Source organism: Streptomyces yatensis, assembly GCF_018069625.1.
Taxonomy (GTDB): Bacteria; Actinomycetota; Actinomycetes; order Streptomycetales; family Streptomycetaceae; genus Streptomyces; species Streptomyces yatensis.
In genome coordinates this window covers 7,416,103-7,442,133 of record NZ_CP072941.1, presented here as the reverse complement: position 1 = coordinate 7,442,133, position 26,031 = coordinate 7,416,103, and the positions used below count along the sequence as shown (strand labels likewise).

Here is a 26,031-nt window from a genome sequence, read left to right as displayed (position 1 = left end):
GCCCCCTGAGCCGGCACCGCCCCGCGGCCGCGCCCCACACCCCCCCCCACACTCACACCCCCGCCCCTACCCCAGCGCCGCCACCCGCTCTCGGTAGCCGCGGACCGGGGCCGCGTCTCGGTAGGGCTCCAGGCGGCGTTCGAAGTCGCGTACGTACTCCACCGCCCGCACCGACCGCATCTCCGATGCCTGCTGGGCCGCCTCCGCGGCCAGTTGGCATGCCTGTTCCAGCTCGCCTAGGCCCAGCCGCGCGCTCGCCAGGACCACCCGGCAGAAGAGCCGGCTGCGCGCGAAACCGGCGCCGTGGAGCTGCAGGGAGCGCTCCGCGTGCTGGGCGGCGGCCCGGTACTGCTGCAGATCGCGGTGGCAGTGGCCGAACTCGTCGGCCAGCTGCGCCTCGTCGAAGAGCCGCGCCCAGTACGGCACCTCGTCCCCCGGCCGGGCCGTCTCCAGCGCCCGCTCGGCGCGGGCGAGCGAGGCGGTGCACGCGCGCACCTCGCCCAGCACACCATGGCCGCGCGCCTCGATCGCGTGCAGCAGCGACTGCAGCACCGGCGGGGCGCCGCCGCCGACCCCCTGCTGGGCCACCCTGGCCAGCTGCACGGCCTCCCGTCCATGGCCGAGATAGACGGCCTGGCGGCTCATCGTCACCAGCACATAGCTGCCGTACGTACGGTCCCCGGCCGCCTGTGCCAGCCGTAGCGCCTGGACGAAGTAGCGCTGCGCCAGGCCGTGGGCGGCGATGTCGAACGAGGTCCATCCGGCCAGCCGGGTCAGATCGGCGACCGCGCCGAACAGCCGCCGCCCGGTCGCCTCGTTGTACGAGCCGCGCAGCATCGGCTCGCCCTCGTGCTCGAGGTAGCGCACCAGGGCCTGGCGGGCGTGGCCGCCGCCGTACGTCTGGTCGAGCGCCGCGAACAGCTCGCCGACCGAGCGCAGGGCCGCGATGTCGCCGGAGGTCACCCGGTAGCCCGGTGCGCGCCGGTCGCGGTCGTGCCGGCGCTGACGGGGCAGCGGCGCCCGCCCCTGGGCGCCGTGAGCACCGTGGCCGCCGTGGGCGCCGTGAGCACCGTGGGCGCCATGGGCACCATGAGCGACGTGGGCGCCCTGCGCGCCCACAGGGCCGTGCGCGCCCTGGACGGCCGCGCGCCCCGGCGCCACCCCGGCCGCCCCGGCCGGGCCACCCGCCCGGCCCCCCTGCGCGGGCAGCCGCCCGGCCGTGGCCCCGGCCCCGGTACCGACCCCCGCCCCCGGCCCCGTCCCGGCTCCCACGGCCGCCCCCGCCGGGGCGGCGCCCGCTGGTGGCTCACCGCGCGCCACCCGGTCATCGGGCCGCCCGATCAGCCAGTCACGGCTCGGGACGACCAGCCCCGCCGGGGTGAAGGCGATCTTCCGCAGCTCCGCATGGCTTCCGGAGTCCTTCCGCCACAGCCCGCTGACGATGTCCACCGCCTCCTGCGGGGTGGCGGCGAACTCCAGCCCCGCGTAGACGGGCGCGCAGGCGTCCAGGCCCAGGTCCTGGGCGGTCAGCCGACGCCCTAACCGCCGGGTGAACACCTCGGCGATCAGCGCCGGGGTGGTGCCGCGTGGCTGCTGTCCGCGCAGCCACCGCGTCACCGATGTCTTGTCGTACCGCAAGTCCAGACCGTGCTCCAGCCCGAGCTGGTCCACCCGCCGGGCGAGCCCAGCGTTGGAGAAGCCAGCCTCGGCGATGAGCGCGGCGAGCTGACGATTGGGAATGCGCTGCGGGGGTCGTTCCGTCATCAGCTTGCCGGTCTCCCTGATCGCTCTGTGGAACGGCGCGAATGTAACCGCCGCTAGAGGGCTGATCGCGGCCGTCGGGCGGCATTCATCCGATCGTGTGAGAACGGGCCGGGTGAGGACGTAAGGGGACACGGTCGTACAGTGGCGGGGGCGCCGCCGCGAGGCTCCGCCCCCCATCGCACGTGGGCCGAGAAGGAGCTTGCCGTGACCGCCGTGACCACTGCTACGCCGGGGTCGGTCCCCGGTTCACCGGCGCTGCGCTACGTCCACCTGGGCTTCGGCGCGGACGCCGTGGACTACGAGGAGGCGTGGCAGGAGCAGCGCCGGGTGCACGCCGCCCGCTTCGCGGACGAGATCCCCGACACCTGCCTCATGCTGGAGCACCCCCCGGTCTACACGGCGGGCCGGCGCACGGCCGACAGCGAGCGCCCCCTGGACGGCACCCCGGTGGTGGACGTGGACCGCGGCGGCAAGATCACCTGGCATGGCCCCGGTCAGCTCGTCGGCTATCCGATCCTCAAGCTGCCGCGCCCGGTGGACGTCATCGCGCATGTCCGCCGCCTGGAGGAGGCGCTGCTGCGCACCTGCGCGGAGTTCGGCGTGGAGACGACCCGGGTGGAGGGCCGCAGCGGGGTGTGGGTGCTGGGCGACCCGGTGGAGCAGCGCCCCGCGCTCGGCGGGCTGAAGCTGGACTTCGACCCGCGGCTGGAGGACGAGGAGTTCGACGCACGGCTGAACGGGCCGGAGTACGCCCCGTCCAACGCCGGGCAGCGCCGTGAGGACCGCAAGCTGGCCGCCATCGGGGTGCGGATCGCCAAGGGCGTGACGATGCACGGCTTCTCGCTCAACTGCAATCCGGACAACACCTGGTTCGACCGGATCGTGCCGTGCGGTATCCGGGACGCGGGTGTGACCTCGCTCTCGGAGGAGCTGGGCCGGGATGTGCCGATCTCCGAGGTGCTGCCGGTCGTCGAGCGGCATCTGCGGGACGTCCTGGAGTCCTCCGTCCCGCTGCCGCGGGCGGTCTGACCCTCCCGGCGTCCGGGAATGCGGCCTCGCCCCTATCGGTTGCCCTGGACGTAAATGCGTACGAACCACGGGCGTACTCTGGTGACCGCCGACGATTCGAAAGCCCGCCGGCAAACTCGCCACGCCGAGCCGCCAAGCAGAGCCAAGCAAAGAGGAGTGCCGGACGTGTCCGCAGTCGCACCCGACGGACGCAAGATGCTGCGCCTGGAGGTCCGGAACAGCCAGACCCCCATCGAGCGCAAGCCCGAGTGGATCAAGACCCGGGCGAAAATGGGCCCCGAGTACACCGAACTGCACGGCCTGGTGAAGCGCGAGGGCCTGCACACCGTGTGCCAGGAGGCGGGCTGTCCGAACATCTATGAGTGCTGGGAGGACCGCGAGGCGACGTTCCTCATCGGCGGCGACCAGTGCACCCGGCGCTGCGACTTCTGCCAGATCGACACCGGCAAGCCGCAGGCGCTGGACCGCGACGAGCCGCGCCGGGTGGCCGAATCCGTACGCACGATGGAGCTGAAGTACGCGACCATCACCGGTGTGGCCCGTGACGACCTGGAGGACGGCGGCGCGTGGCTCTACGCGGAGACCGTCCGCCAGATCCACTCCCTGATGCCGGACACCGGTGTGGAGCTGCTGATCCCGGACTTCAACGCGGTCCCCGAGCAGCTCGCCGAGGTCTTCTCGTCCCGTCCCGAGGTGCTCGCGCACAACGTCGAGACGGTGCCGCGGATCTTCAAGCGCATCCGTCCCGGCTTCCGCTACGAGCGCTCGCTCGAGGTGATCACCAAGGCGCGCGAGGCGGGTCTGGTCACCAAGTCCAACCTGATCCTGGGCATGGGCGAGGAGCGCGAGGAGATCAGCCAGGCGCTGCAGGACCTCCATGACGCGGGCTGTGAGCTGATCACCATCACCCAGTACCTGCGGCCGTCCGCCCGGCACCATCCGGTGGAGCGCTGGGTCAAGCCCCAGGAGTTCGTGGAACTCAAGGAGGAGGCCGAGGAGATCGGCTACGCGGGTGTGATGTCCGGCCCGCTGGTCCGCTCCTCGTACCGGGCCGGCCGTCTGTACCAGCAGGCCATCGAGCGCCGCAATGTCGCCGCGGCCTCCCCGGCGGTCTGAGTCTGAGTCACACTCCGTCACGTACCGTGCTCCGTTCGGCCGTGTGAGCAACACGCTGTGTGATTGCGAGCACACACATATCCGAAGGCTCTGAGAACGCCGCAGGTCAAGGGCGGGATACGGGCCGTAGCAGGGCTTCATCGGTGTTTGACCGGCCAGTCACGCACTGGTAACACCATTGGGTAACGATTGAGCCACGCACTGCTTATACGTTGTGCGTAGCGATCATCCGCCGCTTCCGAGGGGTATCCATGCCGGCTGCGCCCGTCCGCCCGTCCGTCACCGACGCGCTCCTCGTCCTGGAGGGTCTGCTGCTGCGGGGCGGGCAGCGCACCGCCCGCCGCAACGCCTGGACGGCCGTGCTCGAGGACCGCCGTCGGGCCAAGGACCGGGACGAGGCCGAACACGTGCTGGAGGCCGTGTCCACCAGTACCTCCCAGGCCACGTAAACTTCGCTGTATGGCGAGGAAGGAAACATCCGAGAACCCCGGGCGGCTGAAGCAGATCGCCCTGACCTACAAGATGACCAAACGGGTCGACCCGAAGGTCACTCTTGTCGTCGCCGGCGTGGGGATCGTCACCTTCGGTGTCCTTCTCGCGATCGGCTTCCTGATCGGCCACCCGATCTTCGCTGGCATCCTGGGCTTCGTCCTGGCGTTCCTCGCGATGGCGATCATTTTCGGCCGCCGGGCCGAGCGGGCCGCCTTCGGACAGATGGAGGGCCAGCCGGGCGCGGCGGCGGCGGTGCTGGAGAACGTGGGCCGCGGCTGGTCGGTGACCCCCGCGGTGGCCATGAACCGGAACCAGGACGTCATCCACCGCGCGGTGGGCAAGGCGGGCGTCGTGCTGGTCGCCGAGGGCAACCCGAACCGGCTCAAGAGCATGCTGGCCGCCGAGAAGAAGAAGATGGCGCGCATCGTCGCGGAGGTTCCGGTCCACGATGTGATCGTGGGCTCCGGCGAGGGCCAGGTCGAGATCAAGAAGCTCCGCACCACGCTGCTGAAGCTGCCGCGGGTGCTGCCGGGCGCACAGGTCACGGTGGTCAACGACCGCCTGCGCGCACTGGGCGACCTGATGAGCAACATGCCGATCCCGAAGGGTCCGATGCCCAAGGGGATGCGGATGCCGAAGGGGCGCTGAGCCCTCCCCGTACCGAAACGGATAGGAAACGGCGGCCCGGACATCGAGTCCGGGCCGCCGTTTCGTGTGTTACGCCGTTGTACGCAATCCGTACGGGTGTGATCCCGCGGCGCTCAGACCCTGATCTGCACCGCGCGGGAGAGCCGGTCGTGCAGCCCGCGGGTGTCGCGGTCCCAGACCACCGCCGGGATGACCAGCACCACCAGCACACTGCGCAGCACGGCCTTCGGCAGGCTCAGCCGCACCCCGCCCTCGCCGATGACCCGCAGCTTCAGCAGCAGCTTGCCGGGGGTGGCGCCGACGGTGCCCACCGTGACCAGGCTCAGCACCAGGAAGACCAGCAGCGCCCAGTTCCCGGCGACCTGGGCGTCGCGGCCGGACAGCAGGGCGTAGGAGACGAGCAGGCACAGGGCCCAGTCGATGAAGAGCGCCCCGAAACGGCGGCCCAGCGGCGCTATGGCGCCCGGTCCGCTCTCGGGGAGCCCGAGCCCCTGGCCCCGGTAGCCGAAGTCGACGCCCATGTCCTCGGCGGCCGCGCGGGGCCCGGAAAGCCACGATCCGATTGCTTGCCTCTTGTCCACCCGTCTACGTTACTGCGACCGCATACGTTCCCCGGGCCTGGCCCCCGCCCGCCGGCCCCGGGCAGGCCGTTCGGTGCCTTTTCCGAGGCCACGAGGTCTCCGTAACCCCCCTCCGGCCGGTTAACCTGGGTGAAACAAATGGGTCATGCCCGGGAAATCCCGTCTGCCTATGGTCGGCGACAGCGCGCCACCGCACATGGACTGCGCGACCGGACAAATCCCCGTCCCACCGCGGCCGGGCTAGGAGGAGTTGGATGTTCCAGAACGCCGACGACGCTCGGAAGTACATCTCGGACGAGGACGTCAAGTTCGTCGACGTCCGCTTCTGCGACCTTCCCGGCGTCATGCAGCACTTCACCGTACCGGCGGAGGCGTTCGACCCGAACGAGGAGCTGGCCTTCGACGGCTCGTCGATCCGCGGCTTCCAGGCCATCCACGAGTCGGACATGGCCCTGCGCGCGGACCTCTCCACGGCGCGTGTCGACCCGTTCCGCCGGGACAAGACCCTCAACATCAACTTCTTCATCCACGACCCGATCACGGGTGAGCAGTACAGCCGCGACCCGCGGAACATCGCCCGGAAGGCCGAGGCGTACCTCGCCTCCACCGGCATCGCGGACACCGCGTACTTCGGCCCGGAGGCGGAGTTCTACGTCTTCGACAGCGTGCGCTTCGAGACCAAGGCGAACGAGGCCTTCTACCACATCGACTCCGAGGCGGGCGCCTGGAACACCGGCGCGCTGCAGGACAACCGTGGCTACAAGGTCCGCTACAAGGGCGGCTACTTCCCCACCCCGCCGGTCGACCACTTCGCCGACCTGCGCGCCGAGATCAGCCTGGAGCTGGACAAGGCCGGGCTCCAGGTCGAGCGCCAGCACCACGAGGTGGGCACCGCCGGCCAGGCCGAGATCAACTACAAGTTCAACACCCTGCTGGCCGCGGCCGACGACCTGATGCTGTTCAAGTACATCGTCAAGAACGTGGCGTGGCAGAACGGCAAGACCGCGACCTTCATGCCGAAGCCGATCTTCGGTGACAACGGCTCGGGCATGCACGTCCACCAGTCGCTGTGGCAGGGCGGCTCCCCGCTCTTCTACGACGAGCAGGGCTACGCGGGCCTCTCGGACACCGCCCGCTACTACATCGGCGGCATCCTCCGGCACGCCCCGTCGCTGCTGGCCTTCACCAACCCGACGGTGAACTCCTACCACCGCCTGGTCCCGGGCTTCGAGGCGCCGGTCAACCTGGTGTACTCGCAGCGCAACCGCTCCGCCGCGATGCGTATCCCGATCACCGGCTCCAACCCGAAGGCCAAGCGCGTCGAGTTCCGCGCCCCGGACTCCTCCGGCAACCCGTACCTGGCCTTCTCCGCCCTGCTCCTCGCGGGTCTGGACGGCATCAAGAACAAGATCGAGCCGGCCGAGCCGATCGACAAGGACCTCTACGAGCTCGCCCCCGAGGAGCACGCGGGCGTCCCGCAGGTCCCGACCTCCCTCCCGGCCGTCCTCGACTCCCTCGAGGCCGACCACGAGTTCCTCCTCCAGGGCGGGGTCTTCACCTCCGACCTGATCGAGACCTGGATCGACTACAAGCGCACCAACGAGATCGCGCCGCTGCAGCTGCGTCCGCACCCGCACGAGTTCGAGCTGTACTTCGACGTGTGATCCGTACCGGCTCCGGCCGGGCCCCCGCCGCCGCCCCGATGGGCGGGGGCGGGGGCTCGGCGTTTGTGCGGAGGGGTCACGCGGCGGCGTTGACCGTCTGGGTGTCGGTGCCGGAGGACGGCAGGAAGCCGGTGTCGCCGTTGTAGAGGGCGACCACGGGGTGGGTGCCGACGCCCAGGGTGTTGAGGGACAGCGTCGCGACGCCCCCCGACAGTGGCTGGACGAACGCCCCGCCGCCGGGGCCGCCGATGATGAAGGTGACCGTGCCGGTCGGGACGCCGGTGCCGGGCGCGACCGGGGTGACCTTGGCGGTGAACGTCACCGTGGCGCCCTGCGTCGAGGGGTCCGGCGCCGAGGACACCGAGGTGGTGGTCGCCGACTGGACGACGAGGATGACGTTGGCGCCGGTGGACGGGGAGAAGTTGGCGTCACCGTTGTAGTTGGCGAGGACGGCGTGGGCGCCGACGCTCAGGCTGGGGACGGTGACCGAGGTGGTCCCGCCCGACAGCGTCCCGGTCACGGTGGGGCCGCCGGTGACGACGAAGGTGACGTCGCCGGTGGGAGTCCCGACACCGAGCGGGATGACGGTGGCGGTGAGCGTGACCGACTGTCCGGCCGACGCGGGTTGGGGTGAGACCGTGACCAGGGTGATCGTGGGCGTAGCCATGGTGGCCCTCCAAATGGTGTGGGGTGGTGGGCCGTTGCTCGCCACGCATGCGGGAACACGGCGCGGCGGTGCATCGGAGGCAAGGGGGTGCGCACTTACGGCGATCCACGCGGGGAGATCCCCGCGTCGCCGTCCCCCGGCAGATGTGGAACCCACCGGTCTGTAGCACCAGTAGGCGCGCGACTCGCCGCCACCGCCATAGAGTTGCCGCCTAATTACCCCGGATAGCGCAGCGCTCGACGGCCTTCCCCGCGCACACCATCCGCCCGTGCGGCGCGCGTCCCACGCGGTCGGGGCACCGCGTACGCACCGCGCACACGCGTGTGCCGGGGGCCTTGCCGCGGGTGCGGAGGGCCGGGGTCAGCCGCCGCCGAAGTCGCCCCCGAAGCCACCGCCGTCCCCGAAGCCGCCGCCGAAACCGCCGCCGTCGCCGAAACCACCGCCGAAGTCGCCGCCCCCGGCGTCACCGCCGCCGTCGTCGCCGAAGCCACCGCCGAAGTCGCCGGTGTCGTAGCCGGGGTCGAGGGACCCGCCCAGCAGCGTGCCGATCAGCAGCCCCGGCAGCAGCATCGAGCCGTATCCGCCGAAGTACCCGCCGGCCCAGGGCCCGTAGGCCGGACCGGCCTCCCAGTAGGGCCGTCGCCGGTCGCCGCCTACCGGGACGGTGCGGGAGTCCGGATCGAGGCCGTCGTCGATGCGGGTGGCGTCCGCGGCGCAGGCGGGGACGGAGCGCCGGCTGCCGCCCGAGGGTGCCCACTGGACGTCCCGGACCGAGGGGCCGTGGCGCGGGTCGAAGAAGCACGGCGGTCGGCGCTCGGGCAGCGGCCCGCCCTCGCGGCGGGCATCGAGCACCGCCAGCGCGAAGCGACCCTCCTCCAGCGCCTCGGTCACCGGCCGTACGTCCGCGGGGCGCCGGGCGGCGGCCGACTTGGCCTTGGCCTCCTCGTAGGCGTCCAGGGCGCGGCCGTAGTCATCCGCCATCTCGGGGGTGGACGCCGGGTCGGCCGGGTCGAAGCCGGTCCTGCCGAGCTTCTCGCCGTACGCGGTGATGTCCTCCTCGACCGCGCCGCGCACCTGCTCCAGCTCGGCCCGCTCACGCTCGCGGCGCTGCTTGCGGGTGCGCCGCAGCATGTAGAGACCGCCTCCGGCGACCGCGGCCAAAATGATCAGCACCACCACGGTGTCCCCCACCGACATTCCGGTGGAGTCCCGCGCGCCCTGGTCGCCGCCGGTCCCCTGGCCGCCCCGGTCGTGGGTCGCCCTGGCCGCGTCGGTCACGAAGCCGTCGAGGACCGCCGCGAGGTCGCGCGGGTGCTGCCGTAGGTTCTGCGCCGCCAGCGCCTGCGAGGTGCGTCCCGGCAGCACCGAGGTGTCGGAGGCGGCGCCGAAGGAGGAGCCGAGCGCCACCGCGTAGATGCCGGGCCGGTCGACGGCGGCCCGCAGCCGCCCGAAGACCCGCTCGCCCCCGTACGCGGGATTGTCCGGCAGGACGGCGACGTAGACGGGCACGCCGGCGTCGCGGATATGTGCCACAAGGCGGCGCGCCTGTGCGGGGCTCAGTTCGTCGGAGGCGCCGGGATCGACGTAGACGGGGCTGTTCCGCAGCGCCTTGCCGATCTTGTTCACATCCGTTTCGGCACGGGCGCCCCCGGCGGTGAGCAGCACCGCCGTCAGAGCGACGAGGACGGCCAGCAGCATCGTGCCCCATCGCGGCGTCTTGACGGACACACCTGTCGTTTACCCGCATACGACCCATATACGCGCGGATCGGGCTTTCCGTGCGGGCCGACGGCCGATGTGCGTGGCTGGTCCCCGCCACTGCCCCTTTCGGCGGCGGCGGGGACCAGTGCTGTGGGATCAGCTCGTGCTGGTGGTCACCGTGCCGCTGTCCGGCTCCGTGACGACCTGGATGTACTCGGAGACGCCGGAGGCGCCGAAATTGGCGTCCCCCTCGTAGACGGCCTCGACCTCCCAGTTGCCCGCCGGCAGCGCCAGTTCGAGGAAGGCGAATCCATTGGTGTCCAGGGTGGGACTGGTGGTGATCGTGTCCACACCGTTGGTGAGGGTGAAGGTGACCGGTCCCGTCGGGGTACCGTCGCCGGGCGGGATGGCTTCCACGAAGGCGACGAAGTCGACGGGTGTGCCCGCCTCGGACGGGTTGGGGTTGGAGCTGATCGAGGTCCGGGAGTTCGCGAAGTTCACCATCTGCGTGAGCGGCGCCGACGTCGACGGGGCGAAGTTGGTATCACCGCTGTAGGTGGCGGTCACGGTGTGCGGCCCCGTGCCCGGTCCGCTGGTGGTGAACGTCGCCGTGCCGCCCACCAGCGGTTGGGTGGAGGTGACCCCGTCGGGGTCGCTGATCACGAAGGTGACCGTTCCGGTCGGGGTGCCGGTGGCGGGCGGGTTCGGGGTGACCGTGGCGGTGTACGTGACCGGCTGCCCGAAGACGGACGGGTTGACCGAGGAGGTCAGCGTGGTGGTCGTCGCCGCGGGGCCGGGGTTCACGGTGTGGGTGTCGGTGCCGGTGGACGGCAGGAAGTCCGTGCTGCCGCTGTAGGCGACCACCACGGCGTGGGTGCCGACACCGAGGGTGCTGAGGCTGAGCGTGGCCATGCCGCCGGACAGCGGCTGGGTGAACGTACCGCCGCCGCTGCCGCCGATGATGAAGGTGACCAGGCCGGTCGGGGTGCCCGCACCGGGCGCGACCGGGGTGACCTTGGCGGTGAACGTCACCGACTGCCCCAGCGTCGACGGGTCCGGGGCCGAGGTCACCGTGGTCGTCGTCGACGCCGGGATCACCAGGACGGCCGTGGTGCCGGTGGACGAGGTGAAGTTGGCGTCGCCGTTGTAGGTGGCGGTGACGATATGGGTGCCGCCGCTGAGACCGCTCGCGGTGACCGAGGCGGTCCCGCCCGACAGCGTCCCGTTCAGGGTGGGGCCGCCGCTGACCACGAAGGTGACGGTGCCGGTGGGGGTTCCGGCGCCGAGGGGTATGACGGTGGCGGTGAGCGTGACCGACTGCCCGGAGACCGCGGGGTTGGGTGACGCCGTGACCAGGGTGACAGTGGGTGAAGCCATGACGGGCCCTCCAAGGGGGTGGAATGGTGGGCCGTTACTCGCCACGCGCGACTGCGAGCGCGCGCGGCGGCGCATCGGAGGCTAGGGGGTGTGTACTTATGGCGATCCATACGGGGTCATCCCCGCGTCGCCGTCCCCCGGCAGATGGGGAACCCACCGGTCTGTAGCACCAGTAGGCGCGCGACACACCGCCAACGCCAGAGATTACGGGACGAATTGCCCTGAATGGCGCAGCGCCCGCTCCCTCCCCCGGCGCACCACCCACCCCGCGCACGGCGCGCGCCCCGTCTCCCCGACTCCCCGCGCACGCATGGCGTGCGGAGGGCGGTGCGGGTCAGAGGGCGTTGCTAGTCCGTGCGGCCGGTCGCGGCGACGGTGACGCCGAGGCCGATCATGGAGAGGCCGCCGACGCCGCCGACCAGGGCGAGGCGTCGTGGGGAGCGGGCGAACCAGGTGCGGGCGGTGGCCGCGGCCAGGCCCCAGACGCTGTCGGAGACCAGCGCGATGGCGTTGAAGATCAGGCCGAGGAGCAGCATCTGCAGCGTGACATGCCCCTGGTCGCGGTCGGCGAACTGGGGCAGTACGGCGGCGAAGAACACCGTCGTCTTGGGATTGGCCACACCGACCGCGAACCCCTCCCACAGCGTGCGCAGGCCCCCATGGGTGGGGCCGTCGCCGGTGAAGGCGGCCTGCAGCGAGCGGCGCCGGCGTACCGCCTTGACGCCCAGATGGACCAGATACGCGGCGCCCACCAGCTTCAGCGCGGTGAAGACGACGGCAGAGCGCTCCACCACGGATCCGACGCCCAGCGCCACGGCCACGACCAGCACATAGGCCCCGAGCGTATTGCCGATGACCGTGGTCAGGGCCGCGCGGCGGCCCTGGGACAGCGCCCGGCCGACCACGAAGAGCACGCTGGGGCCGGGGATCACGATGAGCAGAAGGGACATGGCCGCGAAGGCGAGCAGCCGGTCGAAGGACACCATGGGGCGCATCGAAGCACGCGAAGGGGGCGCGGCTCCATCCGTTTTCCGGGGTCGTCCGAGGTCGACAGAGGTCTGCTGAGTCTGCCGACGGCGCGTGAGGTGAGGGAGTCGCCTGAGGCCAGGGGCCGCTCCACGATCGGTGGACCTCGCCGCAAACCACGGGCGCCCGCGTCTCGGTCTGCGGCAATCTGAGGCACACCGAACGGAAAACACACCCTCAGGGGGGATTTGTGACGTCCCGAGCCACGGAGCAGGCGGAACAACCACCAGAACAACAGCCACAGGAACAGCCACAGGAACAGCCATCGAAGCAACCACCGGAGCAATCGTCGGAACAACGGCCGGAACAACCGCCGCGACAACCGGCCGAGCGGCCCAGCGAGGAGTTACGGTTCCGGCCGCCCGCGCTGACCGCCTTGGAGAAGAACCCCATCACCACCCGGGCCATGGCCCGCCGACTGCCCCAACTGGTCCGCCGCTCCATGGCGTTGGCCTGGAAGGTGGACCGGACGGCGGTGGTGGCGCTGCTGGTGTGCCAGGCGCTGTCGGGGTTCTTCGAGGCGTTCGGGCTGCTGGCCACCACGGGCACGATCACGGCGCTCATCTCCTCCGGCCACATCACCGACCGGCTCCGGGACGCGCTGCCCTCGATCGCGGTGCTGGCGGGGGCGGCCGGGCTGCGGGCGCTGCTGGGGATCGCGGTCAACAACATCTCCAGCCGGCTGTCCCCGCGGATCTCCCGGGAGGCCGAGACGCAGATGCTGGACGCGGCGATCAACGCCGAGCTGGCGGCGTACGACAACCCCGGGTTCAACGACAAGTGGGACGCGGCGGACCGGGGCGCCGAGGTGGCGCAGGATCTGATCACCGAGTCGCAGCAGCTCATGGCCTGTCTCTCGTCGCTGATCGCGGCGGCGGGCGTGGTCACCGTGCTGCATCCGGCGCTGCTGCCGCTGTTGCTGCTGACCGCGCTGCCGCAGGGGATCGCGGGTATGAAGGCGGCCCGGGTGCACTACGAGACCAGTCGTGCGATGAGCGCCGACCGGCGCACGCTCGGGCTGCTGCGCTGGTACATGGTGGACAAGGACATCGCCGATCAGCTCCGTTCCGGCACCATGGCGGAGTTCCTGCTGAAGCGGTACCGGGCCATCGGGGCGCGGGTGGACGCGGCCACCGACACGGCGGTCCACCGGGGCGCGCGCTACGCGGTGCTGGGCGCGCTGGCGGGAGGGCTGGCATCCGGGCTGGTGTGGGTGTCGCTGGCGCTGCTGCTGGGCGCGGGGCAGATGTCGGTGGCGTCGGCGGGTACGGCGGTGTTCGCGCTGCGGACGGTGGGCGCCTCGCTGCAGGGGATGGTCGGCTACGGGACGCGGCTGTTCCGTACGGGGCTGTATCTGGACGACTGGGCGGAGTTCATCGAGGAGGCGGGCGGGCACCGGATGCGGCGCGGCGCCCGGGTCCCGGCGGTGCCGCGGGTGATCAGGACCGAGGGGCTGACGTACGCCTATCCCGAGTCCGACGCCCCGGCCCTGGACGATGTCACGCTCGAGGTGCGGCGGGGCGAGGTGCTCGCGCTGGTCGGGGAGAACGGCTCGGGCAAGACCACCCTGAGCAAGCTGCTGACCGGGCTCTATCTGCCCACCAGGGGCACGGTGACCTGGGACGGCGTGGACGTGGCGGAGCTGGATCCGCAGGCGATGTGGCGGCATACGGCGGTCGTGCCACAGGACTACGCGCACTGGCCGCTGTCCGCCCGCGACAACATCACCCTGGGCCAGCCGCACGGCGGGGACGAGGCGGTCCGGAAGGCGGCGGCCCACTCGGGGGCGCATGAGGTGGTGGACGGGCTGCGCAGCGGGCTGGACACCCTGCTCGCCCGGCAGTGGTGGGGCGGGGTGGAGCTGTCCGGCGGGCAGTGGCAGCGCATCGCGCTGGCCCGCGCGTTCCACCGGCCCGCCGGGCTGCTGGTGATGGACGAGCCCACCAGCGCGCTGGACGCCCGCGCCGAGCACCGGATCTTCGCCGGGCTGCGGCGGATGGCGGAGGACCGCGCCGTCGTCCTGGTCACGCACCGGCTGGCGAACGTCGCCGTGGCGGACCGGATCGTCGTGCTGGAGCGGGGGCGGGTGATCCAGCAGGGCACGTTCGCGGAGCTGACGGGGTGCCGCGGGCTGTTCCGGGAGCTGTGGAAGCTGCAGAACGACCGGGGGGTGCCGGCGCCACGCGGGGAGACGCCCTGAGCGCGGGGGGCTGCGTGGGACACCCTTGGCTCTGGTCCTGGTCAGAGGCCCGGTCCGGGGCCCTGACAGGGGCCCGGTCAGGGGCCCGGGAACCAGCCGCTCTCGGCGGCGCGGGCGCGGGAGGCGGCTATTTCGGCGTAGGCCCGGTCACGACCCTCCCAGTGGGAGCCCTCGACGGACTTGCCGGGTTCGAGGTCCTTGTAGACCTCGAAGAAGTGGGTGATCTCCCGACGGTCGAATTCGGGGACGTCCTCGATGTCCTGGACGCCGACATAGCGCGGGTCATGGGCCGGGACGCAGAGGATCTTCTCGTCCGGGCCCTGCTCGTCGCGCATGCAGTACATGCCGATGGCGCGGCAGAGGATGACACAGCCGGGGAAGGTCGGCTCGGCGACGGTGACGAGGGCGTCCAGCGGATCGCCGTCCCGGCCGAGGGTGCGGTCGACGAAGCCGTAGTCGGCCGGGTACTTCGTCGAGGTGAAGAGCATCCGGTCCAGCCGGATGCGGCCGGTGTCATGGTCCATCTCGTACTTGTTGCGGGACCCCTCCGGGATCTCCACGACCACATCGAACTCACCCTGCTCCATCGCGGCCTCCGGTCACCCGTGCGCTCCGCCGTCCTTCCAGTGTGCGCCCGGCCCGCGGGGTGGGCAGCTCGGACCCGGGCACCTCAGCCACCCCGCACCAGGGCGTCGATCTCGGCCTCGAAGAGGACCGAGGGATCGAAGCCCATGCCCGTGAACTGCCCTTGCACATCAAGGCTGATCACGCCGTGGAGCCGGGTCCAGGTGCGCAGCGCACGGCCCTTCAGCTCGCCACCGGGCTCCTCCCCGGCCACCCAGGGGCCCGCGCCCTCCAGATGGCGCGCCAGCGCGGCCTCGAGCTCGGTGAGGGGCTGCCCGCCGCTCATCGCGGCGCCGCTCCCCCCGGCGCCGCCTTCACCGGCGCCGGCGCCCGCACCGCCGACGGTGGCGCAGGCGTCGAGGATGGTCCGCATCAGCCCGGCCGCGATCTCGGTGGTCTCCGGCGGCGCGTGGTAACCGGGCACCGGGGTGCCGTAGATGAGCAGATAGCGGTCGGGCTGCCGCTTCGCCCACTCGCGCAGGGCGAGGGCCAGGGCGCGGAAGCGGTCGGCGGGGGTGGCGTCGGCGACGGCCCGGGCGAGGGTTTCGGCCAGATCGCGGTAGGTGTCCGTGATCAGCTCGGTCAGCAGCTCGTCCCGGCTCGCGAAATAGCGGTAGAGCGCGGGGCCGGTCATGCCCATCGCCTTCGCGATCGCGTTCACCGAGATGCCGGCCGTGCCCGACTCGGAGAGCTGGGCCAGGGCCACGGCCTTGGCCTCCTCCCGGGTCTGCTTGCGGTAGCGCTCTCGCCGTGCTGTCGCCATGGACGGGCCTCTCGTACGGGTCATCGATGTCGGACTTGACACCTCGAGAGTAACAGGTTCATTGTTTGGTTAGAAGCTCTCACAACAACGAGAACTCCTCACAGGAAAGCGAGATCCGCCATGATCACCGAAGTCGTTCTGCCTGGCCAGGTCGAGCCGGAGGGGCTCCAGCTCCGCACCCGCCCGCTGGCCGAGCCCGGTCCCGGGCAGGCGCTGGTGGCCGTCGAGGCGTCGGGGGTCTCCTTCGCCGAGCAGCAGATGCGCCGCGGGAAGTACTACGACCAGCCGCCGTTCCCCTTCGTGCCCGGCTATGACCTGGTCGGCACGGTGGTCTCGACCGGTCCGGGGGTGGATCCGGCCCTGCGGGGCCGCCGGTTCGCGGCGCTCACGAAGATCGGCGGCTGGGCCAGCCACACCACCGTCGACGCGGGCGATCTGGTGGAGGTCCCCGAGGGGGTGGACGCGGCGGAGGCCGAGACGGTGGTGGTCAACGGGATCACGGCCTGGCAGATGCTCCACCGGGTGGCCAAGGTGCGCCCGGGGATGACCGTGCTGGTGCACGGGGCCGATGGCGGAGTGGGCACCACCCTGGTCCAGCTCGCCCGCCATGCGGGAGTCAAGGTCATCGGCACCGCCTCACCCCGCCATCACGACGCGGTGCGCGCCCTCGGCGCCACCCCCCTCGACTACCGCGATCCGGATCTCCCCGGCCGGGTGCGCGCGCTGGCCCCCGGCGGGGTCGACGCGGTCTTCGACCACATAGGCGGCGAGGGCATCGTCGACTCCTACCGGCTGCTCGCCCGCGGCGGCACGCTGGTCTCCTACGGCACGGCGGCCACCCGGGACATCCCCGGATCGTCCCGGGCCCCGGTGCTCAAGCTGTTCGCCCGGCTGGCCCTGTGGAATCTGCTGCCCAACGGACGGGGGGCGCACTTCTACAACCTCTGGGCCGGACGGCGGCGCCTGGCCGCCTACCAGGCGCGGATCCGCGCCGATCTGGGGCAGGTGCTGGCGCTGCTGGCGAGCGGCGAGTTCACCGCGCTGGTGGCGGCGCGGATCCCGCTCTCCGATGCCGCGGAGGCGATGCGGCTGGCCGAGTCGGGCACCGTCACCGGAAAGGTGGTCCTGGTCGCGGACCGGAGCGCCCGCCGGGACGGCGAAGGGGACGCGCGATGAGTGCCGAGCCCTCCGGCGGATCCACGGCTCCTGGATTCCCGACCCGGCCACCGGTCCGTGGTAATTTTCGTATACGAGTTGTATGCGAAGCAGCATGGGGGCCCAGTGCCAGCGCAGTCCGGACGAGAAAAGGCGTACGCGTTCCTCAAGGAAACCGTGCTGACCGATCCCGACATGCAGGGCCGGTTCCTCACCGAGCAGGAGATCGCCGACCGGATCGGCATCTCCCGGACCCCGATCCGTGAGGCCCTGCTCCTGCTGGCGGCCGAGGACCTGGTCCAGCTGGTCCCCAAGCGGGGTGCGCATATCGCCCCGCTCTCCGGTCGGGAGATCACCGAGCTGATGGAGCTGCGCGGCATCGTCGAGCGCTACGCCGCCGAGCACACCATCGAGGCGGGCACGGTGCCGGTCGCGAAGCTGATGGAGCTGCTGGACCGGCAGCGCGAGCTGATGGGGCCGGACCAGGCCAAGGAGTTCATCGCCATCGACCATCTCTTCCACGCGACCATGGTCGCCGCGGTGGGCAATGAGCTCCTCAACCGGCACTACGACGGGCTGCGCAGCCGCCAGATCCGGGCCGGAGTGGTGGCCCTGTACAACCAGACCGGCCGCCAGGAGGAGGTGCTCGGCGAGCACCGGGCGATCCTGGACGCGGTGGCCTCCGGTGACAGGGAGGCGGCCCGCACGGCGATCAGCGCCCATCTGGAGTCGACGCTGAAGGTGCTGCTCACCGGGTGAGCCGGCGCCCGGCGGCCGGACGCGGGCCGGACGTGGGGGCGACTCACCGCCCGGCGGCCGGACGCGGGTGAGTACCACCCGGCGCCCGGACGGCACGAGCCGGCGCCCGGCGGCCGGACCGGTACGTCACCGCTCGGCGGCCGCCGCCGGATAGGTGATCACCAGCATGGTGACGCCCTCCTCGGAGGCCCAGGGGCCATGCGGCATCCCCGGGGGCCGGCAGGCGTAGAAGCCGCGCGAGAAGGTCCTCCCCAGGGTCAGGTCGTGCATGCTGCCTTCGAGGAGATAGACCTCCTCCCAGCCGTCGTGGCGGGCGACCCCGGACGGGGAGGTGTCCGTCCCCGGCTCCCAGCGCACCAGGGCGGTGGTGTGGGAGCCGCTCCCGTCCGCGGCCAGGATCTGTTCGCTGACCCCCGCGCCCGCGCCCGGCGGCCGCTGCCAGGGCCCGGCGGGCAGATGGAATTCCAGCTCCGGTTTGGGCCCTTCGGCCTCGGGGGCGCCGCTCATGGGTTGACGCCCAGCCTGCGGTTGGCCAGGACGGACACCGTGCGGCGCACCGCCGTGACCTCCTCGGTGTCCACGTCCCCCACCAGCAGCCCCGGTCCGGCGTCCAGCCGCTCCCGTACGGTGCCGTCGGGGCCGATCAGGGCGCTGTGGCCGATACCGGTGGGGGCGGAGCCCGCGGCCGTCACACCGGACGCCGCCGGATCGGCCTGGCCCACGGCGGCCAGCCATACGGTGGCGTCGAGCGCCCGCGCCCGGGTCAGCAGCTCCCACTGCTCGCGCTTGCCGGGCCCCGCGCCCCAGGAGGCGGGCAGCACGGAGAGCACCGCGCCCGCGTCGGCGTGGGCCCGGAAGAGCTCGGGGAACCGCACGTCGTAGCAGGTGGCCAGGCCGATCCGGGCGCCGTCGAGATCGAAGGTCACCACCTCGGAGCCCGGGGCCACGGTCTTGGACTCGGCGAAGCCGAAGGCGTCATAGAGATGGATCTTGTCGTAGGAGGTCTCCACCCCCGGGCCGGTGGCCAGCAGGGTGTTGGTCACCCGGCCGTCGGGCGCCGGGGTGAACATCCCGGCCACGACCACCAGCCCGGCGTCCTTGGCGATCTGCCGGACCTCGGTGGCCCAGGGCCCGTCCAGCGGCTCGGCGATCGGGCCGAGCCGGGTGCCGAAGCAGGCCATGGCCGCCTCCGGGAAGACGACCAGACGCGCCCCGGCCTCCGCCGCCCGCTGTGTCTCCTGGCGCAGAAGGGCGAGGTTCGAGACCGGGTCCGGGCCCGTGGTGAGCTGGCTCAGTGCGATGCGGAGGGGCATGGCGGGTGCTGCCTCTTTTCCTGGTCGGGAGGGTCGGGAGGGTCGGAGTGCGAGCGGGCTGCCGGGGTACGCGGTCCCGTCCCGCGTAGGTGATCCCATCCCGCCCCTTCCCCGGCGCGGCTCGCTTTACAGCTCCGCGGAGCAGGGAGCGGGGAGCAGGGAGCCGAGAGCCGGAACTGGGTGCAGGGCCGGGACGGGACGGGGACGGAAGGGGTCAGGACACCGAGGTGGAGGTGGTGTGGCCGACGGGGAGCGGCTCCGGCTCCTCCTCCTGCGCGGAGGAGGGGTCCCGGCCCAGCCAGAGACCCGCCACCGTGACCGCTGCGGTGACCGCGATGTAGATGGCCAGCGGCACCCAGGCGTGGTAGACCCCGAGCAGCGTGGTGAAGAGCAGTGGCGCGACCGCGCCGCCGATGATCCCGGCGAGGGTGTAGGCGAGCGAGGAGCCGGTGTAGCGCAGCCGCGGGGAGAACTGCTCGGCGACGAAGGCCGCCTGCGGCCCGTACATCAGCGAGTGGATCATCAGCGCGCCGACGACCCCGAGGGTGAGCAGCGCCCAACTGCCATCCGCGACCAGGGGGAAGAACACAAACGGCCAGACACCGGCGGCGACGGCGGCGCCCCCGTACAGCCACCGCCGGTTGACGCGGTCCGAGAGCGCCCCGGCCAGCGGGATGAGCACGATCTGCAGCGAGGAGCCGATCAGCACGGCGGTGAGCGCCGAGCCGCGTGACATGTCGAGTTCCTCGGTGGCGTAGGTGAGCACGAAGACGGTGAACATCGCGTACAGCACATCGGGGGCGACCCGGCAGAGGATCGCGGCGATCAGCGCCCTCGGCTGGGTGGTGAACACCTCGCGCACCGGTGCCTCCGGCCGGTCCTGCGCGGCCTCCATCGCCTTGAAGACCGGGGTTTCCTCCAGCTTGGCGCGGACCCACAGGCCGAATCCCACCAGGGCACCGGAGAGCAGGAACGCCACCCGCCAGCCCCAGCTGATGAACTGGTCCTCCGTCAGCATCGCGCCCAGCGCGGCCAGGACGCCGTTGGCCAGCAGATTGCCCGCCGGCGGGCCGACCTGCGCGGCGGAGGCGTAGAAGCCGCGCCGCTTCGGATCGCCGAACTCGCTGGACAGCAGCACCGCACCGCCCCACTCACCGCCGACGCCGACGCCCTGTGCGAAGCGCAGCAGCACCAGTGCGGCGGGGGCCGCGACACCGACCGTGGCATAGGTGGGCAGCAGCCCGATCAGCAGCGTGGCGGCGCCGATGAGCACGAGCGTCGCGATGAGCACCTTCTTGCGGCCGATGACATCGCCGAGCCGGCCGAAGACGAAGCCGCCCAGCGGCCGGGACACATAGCCGACGGCGTAGGTGGAGAACGCCAGCAGGGTGCCGGTGAAGGGGTCCTTGGAGGGGAAGAAGAGGTCGCCGAAGACCAGGGCCGCGGCGGCGGAGTAGACGGCGAAGTCGTACCACTCCAGGGCGGTGCCGGTGAGGCTGGCGACGAAGGCGCGGCGGACCCCGGACCGGTCGGCCCGGGGCGGTGCGCTCGATGCGGTGGGCTGCATGTTCCGTCCTCGAGGTGGTGCGTGAGGCTTACGTGATGGTACGTGGCGTTTGGGCGGGTGGTGCGATGAGATGGTCGGGGGGTGTGCGTGGGTCGACCTTCCGGCATACTTGTTGTATACCAAGCGTATGCGCAACCCCTCCGGGGGAAGTTAACCGCTTCGAAATCGCGGAAAGCGCGGTCAGCGCAGCTCGCGCACCACCGCACAACCGCGGAAACAGCACATCGCCCCACCGTGCCTTGGAGAGCCCAGCCCATGACGACGCAGCCCGCACAGCCCGCCCGGTCCTCGCTCACCTTCGAACTGCCCGATGGCTCCCTCCACCACGTGGAGGTCGTCCAGGTGCTCAACGCGGGCTACGCGGGACGCAGCCAGGACGATGTGGCCGCCCATGTCGCCGAGCTCGCCGAGCTGGGCGTGCCCGCGCCCTCCGTGACCCCCGCCCTCTACCCCGTCTCCCCCTACCTCGCCCAGCAGACCGGCCAGGTCAGCGTCCAGCACGACCGCACCTCGGGCGAGGCCGAGTGGGCACTGGTCGTGGCCGCGGACGGGGAGCTGCTGCTGACGGCCGCCTGCGACCACACCGACCGGGCGCTGGAGGTGCACGGCGTGGCCTGGAGCAAGAACGCGGCCCCCGATGTGCTGGCCACCCGCGCCTGGCGGCTGTCCGACGTGGCCGCCCGCCTGGACGATCTGACGCTCCGTGCCTGGGTCACTCACGACGGTGAGGAGACCGAGGTGCAGAGCGGCACGCTGGCCGAGCTGCTGCCGCCGTCCTACTGGGTCGAGGTGCTGCGCGAACGCGGTGACCTGGTGCCCGGCACCGTGCTGATCTCCGGCACCATCCCGATGGCCGAGGACGTGGACCAATTCGCCGGGCGCTGGCGGGTGGAGCTGGGCGACCCGGCCACCGGCCGGACCATCGACTGCTCCTACGACGTGGTCCCGCTGCCCGAGCCGATCGGCTGAGACCGTCCGATCGGCTGAGACCGGCCCGCACACCGGCACCGGGCGCCCGCACACCGGCAACCGGCCCGCACGCCGGCGCCGGCGCTGCGCGAAGAGGGGCCACCGGCAACGCGCGAAGGCCGTCCACCACACGACCCCCGAGAGGCGTGCGGTGGACGGCCTCCGCCGATGCGCAGACGGTCCGGTGATTCAGCGTCCGGTCAGGTCTCCCTGCCCTTCCGCATCACCATGCCGGCTGCGACCAGGCCGAACAGGCAGGTGATGGCACCCACGACGACGTTGTTCGCGATCACTCCGGCATCGGCACCCCGGGCGACGACCCAGGGGGAGATGATCATCCATACACCGATCGCGGACATGGCCCAGCACAGGCTGTACATCCTCCTCGGCGCCGTGGTGAGACCGATGCCCAGCAGGGCGATCGTGATGCCGAGGACGAGGTTGTTGACCATGAGGTTGGGGCTGGTGCCCGAGAAGTGCACCACCCAGGGAGAGATGGCGAAGTACAAACCGGCGAGAAGTACCGGCCCGTCGAGGAAGACAACATCCCGAGCGTCCATCATGCGCGCGTAACGCTCCCGCATCTCGGACACGTCGGGGTGGCCCGCAAGATCACCTTTCGCACGTGAGACGTCGGCCATTCGACTCGCCTCCTTCGATCCATGCAAGTCTGACCGCACAGTGCGGTAAAACACCGCACCCCCATTGTGCGCCTCGCCCTGGTATATAGGTAGATGCCGGATTCGCATTAAATGACGTATAGTTGTGCGCCGCCGTACACCATGCGCGCGAGAGGCAGGGGCGCGTCAGGCCGGATGGACCGCCTCGTGCTTCTCGTAGCAGTCACGGTCGAGATCGCGGATATCGACGGTGGTCTGCACGGTCAGCCCCGGCACGGGCGACACATGGGCGCGGGCCACCTCCAGCACGGCGGCGGACAGCTCCCGCTTGGTCCCGGCGTCGCGCCCGGACAGGATGGACACCTCGATATGGATCATGGCGAGGTCCGGGGCGCCGTCCGCGAGATGGGCCTCCTCGATCCGCCGGAAGCGAGTCTTGCAGCCCGCCACCGCCGTGTCGACGGTCTTGGCGACCACCGGGTGCAGGGCGGCACCGAAGCCGGGGCGGTCGAACGCCTCGGTCAGGGTGTCGGAGTATTCGACGACGATATGCGGCATGGGCTTGCGCTCCTCAAGGGGTACGCGGCGGCCGGTGGGGCTGCCGCGTGGGGCCTCTGACGCCCGCATCGTCGCACTTCTCCCCGCTCCACCGCCGAGCGCCCCGAGCCCGCCATCCGCTCGAGTCCCCGCCCGGTTCCGCTTCGGTTCCGGCCCCGTATCCGCTTCAGCCCCGACCCCGGTATCTGCTTCAATAGCCCCATGGCCAGCCTCCATGACACCGCGACGGGTCGTTACGACCTCGAGCCGTTCTGGCCGTCCCGGCAGGCGCACCACTTCGACCGCGAGTGTTGCCGCGCATCCGATGCGCGGGCCCGCTCGCTCGGCCGCTGACCTCTCCGCCCGGCCGCCCAGCCCGCGCGCACGACGTCCACTGACGCCTTCTCGCGCGAAAGAGCTGACCTCATGACGAACCTCCGTAGCCTGTCGTCCGCCTCCGCCTCCGCTCCCGCCGCCCCGGCCGCAACCTCCGCGGCATCCGCGCCGTCCGGCCCGGCCAACCGCCAGCGGCTGCGAGCCGTCGCACCGGACGAGGTGCCGCCGGTCGCCGATCTGCTGCACCCCGGCGCCACCTGGCTGCCCGCTCCCCCGCACACCCTGCCCACGCTCCCCGGCCATCCGCCGATGGTCGGCTATCTGGTGCTGGTCCCGGCCGACCGGCAGCGGCCCGAGGCGGCGGGGCCGCCCCCGGGCGAAATACCGGCCGTGACGGGCGGGACGGGAGGGGCGGGCGAGAGGGGTGACGAGCTCGTCCGGATCGACCCCGACCATCGGACCGCCGAGGTCGCGGGGCGGCCGCTGGAGCTGACCTATCTCGAGTTCGAGCTGCTGAGCCATCTCGTCGCCCATCCGCACCGGGTGCACTCCCGCGATCAGCTGGTGACCACGGTGTGGGGGTACGGCCATGTCGGCGACGGCCGGACCGTCGATGTCCATGTGGCCCGGCTGCGGCGCAAGATGGGCCCCGAGCACCGGGGCACGATCGTGACGGTGCGGCGGGTGGGGTACAAGTACGTGCCCACCCTCTGACCGCGTCCCCGAACCCATGACGCCCGCCGTGCCGGGCAGGCCAGAAGCCTGTCCGGCACGGCGGACGCGTACCCGGACCCGGACGCGGACCCGTACCCGGACGCGGACCCGTACCCGGACGCGGACCCCCGCTCAGCGGTCCGCCCCCACCAGCGGCGGCCGCGGCCGCTCCACCGGCTCCTCGCCGTGGTCGAGGTTCGGCAGCCACCGCAGGGCGCGCGGCAGATACCAGTTGCGCTCCCCCAGCAGCGCCATCACCGAGGGCAGCAGCACCATCCGCACCAGCGTGGCGTCCACCAGCACCGCGACCGCGAGCCCGACGCCCATCTGCTGCATGTCCTGCATCCGCAGCAGCGCGAAGACCGCGAACACGGCGACCATGATGGTGGCCGCCCCGGTGACCGAGCCCGCCGTCGTCCGGATGCCCTCGCGGATCGCGTCCCGGGTGGCGAAGCCCCGTTCATGGGCCTCCCGGATCCGCGAGACCACGAAGACGTGGTAGTCCATCGACAGCCCGAAGAGGATGACGAGGACGAACAGCGGCATCCACGACTCGATCGCCCCGGCCGGCTCCATCCCCAGCAGCTCCGCGCCCCAGCCGTGCTGGAAGACGGCGGTCATCGTGCCGTACGCGGCGCCCACCGACAGCAGGTTGAGCAGGATCGAGACGAGGGCGATCGGCAACGACCGGAAGCAGAGCAGCATCAGAACGAACGTCACGGCGGCGATGAAGAGGAAGACCGGCGCGATGTCGGTCTTCAGCTGGTCGTTGAAGTCACGGCTCCCGGCGAGCTCACCGGTCACATACGCCTGGTCGGAGACCGGCCCGAGGATCTTCGGGACCAGCTCGTCCCGGAGGGTGTCCAGGGCGCGCCGGGAGGTGGCGTCCTGACCGTTCCCGGCCAGCGGCACCTCGATCCGCGCCACCCCCTTCGTACGGTGCGCCTCGACGTCGACCGTCCTGCCGAACCGTCCGGACGCGACGAGTTCCTTCTTGAAGTCCGCGACGGCGGCCTCGAAGCGGGGCGAAGCGATCTCGTCGGAGCGCAGCACCACCTCGGCCGGGGCGGGGCCGCCGGGGAAGGAGCCGGTGATCTCCTGGTAGGCCACGGTGATCGGGGCGTCGGAGCCGAACTGCTTGTCCATGCCGAGCTGTTCGGTCTTCATCCCGAGGGCGGGCGCGGACAGCACCAGCAGCAGCACGCCCGATACGACGGCGAACAGCTTCGGCTTGGCCAGGACGGGCCGCATCAGCCTGACGGTGACGCCACCGCTGGAGTGCACGCCCTTCCTCCGGCGGCGGCCCCGCAGCGGCACCCGCCCGGCGTCGATCCGGTCGCCCAGCCAGGACAGCATCGCGGGCAGTACGGTCACCGAGCCGAGCATGGCCATCAGGACGACCAGGATGGTGGCGACCGCGAAGCCGTGGAACAGCAGCAGCCCGGACAGGAACATCCCGGACATCGCCAGCATGACCGTGACCCCGGAGATCAGCACCGCCCGGCCGCTGGTGGCGGCCGCGATCCGCAGCGCGGTCCCGGCGTCCCGGCCCGCGGCCCGCTCGTCGCGCTCCCGCCGCAGGTAGAACAGCGAGTAGTCGACGCCGACGGCCAGGCCCACCAGGAACATCACCGAGGTGGTGGAGTCGAACATGGGCAGCTTGTGGCTGACCAGGGCGAGCAGTCCGAAGGTGCCGACGCAGGCGGTCACCGCGAGCAGCACCGGCAGCAGCGCGGCGACCAGCGCCCCGAAGACCACCAGCAGAATGCCCAGCGCCAGCGGTACGGCGGTCAGCTCGGCCTTCTTGAAGTCATTGGTGAGCATGTCGTCGAGCCGGTGCTGGGCGGTGGCGTCGCCGAACTCGTAGACCGCGATGCCCCGATGGGCCGACTCGGTCTTCTTCACCGCCTCGACGACCGGCTCCACCCGCTTCCCGGCGGTGTCCGGGTCGCCCTTCATCTCAAAGCTGATCAGGGCCTCCCGTCCGCTCTCCGAGCGCACCGGGGGCTGGATGCGCACCGCCTCGCCCGTCCGCTCCAGTCGCGCCGTGAGGTCGCGGGCCGCGTCCTTCCAGCCGTCCGGGCGGTCGCCGCGCAGCATCACCATCTCCCCGGCCGGGGTCTGGAGGCCCGCGTCCTCCAGGATCTTCTCCGCACGCGCGGAATCGCCCGTACCGTTCTCGGAATTGGTCATCTGCCGGGAGCCTGACATTCCGCCGACCACGGCGACGACCACGACGAACAGCAGCCATCCGATGATCGCGGTCTTGCGGTGGCGCGTGCTCCACCCACCCAGCCGCACGGCCAGGCCCTTCCTCGTTGCGCTCATGGCGTCTCTCCCCGTGAGGTACGGACGGAACAGGTCATGCCACGACGCTAGAAAAGCGCAGGTCCGCGCCCCAGCCGGGCA

At 71.6% G+C, this 26,031-nt stretch carries 25 protein-coding genes; 11 read left to right on the top strand and 14 right to left on the bottom strand.

Annotation, left to right across the window (positions count from 1 at the left end):
- Positions 1-66: 66 nt before the first annotated feature.
- Positions 67-1,764 carry an NsdA family TPR-like regulatory protein gene (locus J8403_RS30965; RefSeq protein WP_211126050.1) on the bottom strand — a complete coding sequence of 566 codons (1,698 nt, stop codon included), beginning with the start codon at positions 1,762-1,764 and terminating at the stop codon, positions 67-69.
- Between the two features lie 204 nt (positions 1,765-1,968).
- Here J8403_RS30965 and lipB point away from each other — a divergent pair, with 204 nt between their 5' ends.
- The 4 genes from lipB to J8403_RS30945 all read left to right on the top strand — a co-directional run bounded on the left by lipB (position 1,969) and on the right by J8403_RS30945 (position 5,049).
- On the top strand, positions 1,969-2,793 hold the full coding sequence (lipB, locus tag J8403_RS30960) for a lipoyl(octanoyl) transferase LipB (protein ID WP_211126049.1): 825 nt from the start codon (positions 1,969-1,971) through the stop codon (positions 2,791-2,793).
- Between the two features lie 165 nt (positions 2,794-2,958).
- Positions 2,959-3,909, top strand: coding sequence for a lipoyl synthase (gene lipA, locus J8403_RS30955; RefSeq protein WP_211126048.1), 951 nt, complete (start codon positions 2,959-2,961; stop codon positions 3,907-3,909).
- Positions 3,910-4,160: 251 nt separating this feature from the next.
- Complete coding sequence (locus J8403_RS30950; RefSeq protein WP_014060111.1) at positions 4,161-4,358, top strand: SCO2195 family GlnR-regulated protein; 198 nt, start codon at positions 4,161-4,163, stop codon at positions 4,356-4,358.
- Between the two features lie 10 nt (positions 4,359-4,368).
- Entirely contained in the window at positions 4,369-5,049 is a 681-nt protein-coding gene (locus J8403_RS30945; protein WP_059143230.1) for a DUF4191 domain-containing protein, read from the top strand.
- Between the two features lie 113 nt (positions 5,050-5,162).
- Here the strand turns inward: J8403_RS30945 and J8403_RS30940 are convergent, their stop codons facing one another.
- Positions 5,163-5,630 (bottom strand): RDD family protein, encoded by a 468-nt coding sequence (locus J8403_RS30940; protein WP_211126047.1) that lies wholly within the window; start codon positions 5,628-5,630, stop codon positions 5,163-5,165.
- A 254-nt stretch (positions 5,631-5,884) separates the two neighbouring features.
- Between J8403_RS30940 and glnA the strand changes: the two genes are divergently transcribed.
- Complete coding sequence (gene glnA, locus J8403_RS30935) at positions 5,885-7,294, top strand: type I glutamate--ammonia ligase (protein ID WP_211126046.1); 1,410 nt, start codon at positions 5,885-5,887, stop codon at positions 7,292-7,294.
- A 76-nt stretch (positions 7,295-7,370) separates the two neighbouring features.
- Here glnA and J8403_RS30930 read toward each other — a convergent pair whose 3' ends face one another.
- The 4 genes from J8403_RS30930 to J8403_RS30915 form a co-directional block, all read right to left on the bottom strand.
- Complete coding sequence (locus tag J8403_RS30930) at positions 7,371-7,961, bottom strand: Ig-like domain-containing protein (RefSeq protein WP_211126045.1); 591 nt, start codon at positions 7,959-7,961, stop codon at positions 7,371-7,373.
- Between the two features lie 360 nt (positions 7,962-8,321).
- The gene (locus J8403_RS30925) at positions 8,322-9,659 is read right to left on the bottom strand and encodes a hypothetical protein (RefSeq protein ID WP_211128518.1); all 1,338 of its coding nucleotides are present in this window, start codon (positions 9,657-9,659) and stop codon (positions 8,322-8,324) included.
- A 159-nt stretch (positions 9,660-9,818) separates the two neighbouring features.
- A complete protein-coding gene (locus J8403_RS30920; RefSeq protein WP_211126044.1) occupies positions 9,819-11,039 on the bottom strand; it encodes an Ig-like domain-containing protein in 1,221 nt (406 codons plus the stop codon).
- A 347-nt stretch (positions 11,040-11,386) separates the two neighbouring features.
- Complete coding sequence (locus J8403_RS30915; protein WP_211126043.1) at positions 11,387-12,025, bottom strand: LysE family translocator; 639 nt, start codon at positions 12,023-12,025, stop codon at positions 11,387-11,389.
- A gap of 446 nt (positions 12,026-12,471) precedes the next feature.
- Here J8403_RS30915 and J8403_RS30910 point away from each other — a divergent pair, with 446 nt between their 5' ends.
- Positions 12,472-14,265 (top strand): ABC transporter ATP-binding protein, encoded by a 1,794-nt coding sequence (locus J8403_RS30910; protein WP_246586399.1) that lies wholly within the window; start codon positions 12,472-12,474, stop codon positions 14,263-14,265.
- 77 nt (positions 14,266-14,342) lie between these two features.
- On the opposite strand, the gene J8403_RS30905 is transcribed toward J8403_RS30910, so the two are convergent.
- Positions 14,343-14,852, bottom strand: coding sequence for an inorganic diphosphatase (locus tag J8403_RS30905; protein WP_211126041.1), 510 nt, complete (start codon positions 14,850-14,852; stop codon positions 14,343-14,345).
- Between the two features lie 83 nt (positions 14,853-14,935).
- Complete coding sequence (locus J8403_RS30900) at positions 14,936-15,652, bottom strand: TetR/AcrR family transcriptional regulator (protein WP_211126040.1); 717 nt, start codon at positions 15,650-15,652, stop codon at positions 14,936-14,938.
- A 120-nt stretch (positions 15,653-15,772) separates the two neighbouring features.
- On the opposite strand from J8403_RS30900, the gene J8403_RS30895 reads away from it, so the two are divergent.
- Both J8403_RS30895 and J8403_RS30890 read left to right on the top strand, forming a co-directional pair.
- On the top strand, positions 15,773-16,828 hold the full coding sequence (locus J8403_RS30895; protein ID WP_211126039.1) for a medium chain dehydrogenase/reductase family protein: 1,056 nt from the start codon (positions 15,773-15,775) through the stop codon (positions 16,826-16,828).
- Between the two features lie 105 nt (positions 16,829-16,933).
- On the top strand, positions 16,934-17,566 hold the full coding sequence (locus tag J8403_RS30890; protein WP_211126038.1) for a GntR family transcriptional regulator: 633 nt from the start codon (positions 16,934-16,936) through the stop codon (positions 17,564-17,566).
- 126 nt (positions 17,567-17,692) lie between these two features.
- Here the strand turns inward: J8403_RS30890 and J8403_RS30885 are convergent, their stop codons facing one another.
- From J8403_RS30885 to J8403_RS30875, 3 genes are all read right to left on the bottom strand, one after another.
- A complete protein-coding gene (locus tag J8403_RS30885) occupies positions 17,693-18,073 on the bottom strand; it encodes a cupin domain-containing protein (protein WP_211126037.1) in 381 nt (126 codons plus the stop codon).
- Positions 18,070-18,879 carry a carbon-nitrogen hydrolase family protein gene (locus J8403_RS30880; RefSeq protein ID WP_211126036.1) on the bottom strand — a complete coding sequence of 270 codons (810 nt, stop codon included), beginning with the start codon at positions 18,877-18,879 and terminating at the stop codon, positions 18,070-18,072. Before J8403_RS30880 ends, J8403_RS30885 begins: the two co-directional genes overlap by 4 nt.
- Before the next feature lie 214 nt (positions 18,880-19,093).
- Entirely contained in the window at positions 19,094-20,446 is a 1,353-nt protein-coding gene (locus J8403_RS30875; RefSeq protein ID WP_211126035.1) for an MFS transporter, read from the bottom strand.
- Positions 20,447-20,701: 255 nt separating this feature from the next.
- On the opposite strand from J8403_RS30875, the gene J8403_RS30870 reads away from it, so the two are divergent.
- Positions 20,702-21,415 carry a DUF2848 domain-containing protein gene (locus J8403_RS30870; protein WP_211126034.1) on the top strand — a complete coding sequence of 238 codons (714 nt, stop codon included), beginning with the start codon at positions 20,702-20,704 and terminating at the stop codon, positions 21,413-21,415.
- A gap of 200 nt (positions 21,416-21,615) precedes the next feature.
- Here J8403_RS30870 and J8403_RS30865 read toward each other — a convergent pair whose 3' ends face one another.
- On the bottom strand, positions 21,616-22,056 hold the full coding sequence (locus J8403_RS30865) for an SPW repeat protein (protein WP_211126033.1): 441 nt from the start codon (positions 22,054-22,056) through the stop codon (positions 21,616-21,618).
- Between the two features lie 165 nt (positions 22,057-22,221).
- Positions 22,222-22,593: a 5-carboxymethyl-2-hydroxymuconate Delta-isomerase gene (locus J8403_RS30860; protein WP_211126032.1), complete on the bottom strand. Its 372-nt coding sequence runs from the start codon at positions 22,591-22,593 to the stop codon at positions 22,222-22,224.
- 201 nt (positions 22,594-22,794) lie between these two features.
- On the opposite strand from J8403_RS30860, the gene J8403_RS44425 reads away from it, so the two are divergent.
- Positions 22,795-22,926: a hypothetical protein gene (locus tag J8403_RS44425; RefSeq protein WP_272933700.1), complete on the top strand. Its 132-nt coding sequence runs from the start codon at positions 22,795-22,797 to the stop codon at positions 22,924-22,926.
- Positions 22,927-22,998: 72 nt separating this feature from the next.
- On the top strand, positions 22,999-23,622 hold the full coding sequence (locus tag J8403_RS30855) for a winged helix-turn-helix domain-containing protein (protein ID WP_211126031.1): 624 nt from the start codon (positions 22,999-23,001) through the stop codon (positions 23,620-23,622).
- Positions 23,623-23,754: 132 nt separating this feature from the next.
- Here the strand turns inward: J8403_RS30855 and J8403_RS30850 are convergent, their stop codons facing one another.
- Positions 23,755-25,950, bottom strand: a complete 2,196-nt coding sequence (locus J8403_RS30850; protein ID WP_211126030.1) for an MMPL family transporter — start codon at positions 25,948-25,950, stop codon at positions 23,755-23,757.
- Positions 25,951-26,031 lie beyond the last annotated feature (81 nt).